Source organism: Pseudomonas sp. LRF_L74 (genome assembly GCF_965644255.1).
In the GTDB taxonomy this organism is placed as follows: domain Bacteria; phylum Pseudomonadota; class Gammaproteobacteria; order Pseudomonadales; family Pseudomonadaceae; genus Aquipseudomonas.
Window position 1 is genome coordinate 1 of the sequence record NZ_CBFFRH010000041.1, and the last position, 275, is coordinate 275.

Annotated in this window: 1 pseudogene; it reads right to left on the reverse strand. The window is 65.5% G+C overall.

The features are described from left to right. Nucleotides 1-275: pseudogene (locus ACSZPK_RS26965) on the reverse strand (hypothetical protein); the annotation flags it as partial.

Below are 275 nucleotides of genomic sequence, written 5' to 3' on the forward strand. Positions count from 1 at the left end.
GGCGCGTAGGGCTCGGCCAGCAGTTGCTGGCGGGTGCCGCCGCTGATCGTGTAGGCCTCGTTCGCAAAGCGGCGATTGCGGCTGTAGCGCTCGACGAGCAGCACCCAGGTCCAGCCGTTGATATCAAGCTCCAGCTCGCCGGCGCCGGTGCCATCCGGACGCACAAGATCGAGGGCGGCGTGCGTGAAGATATCGCCACTCCATTTCCAACTGAACGAGTCGGCGTCCCACGAAACGCGGATGTTCTTTGCCTCGACCGGCGTGCGGTCAGGCAG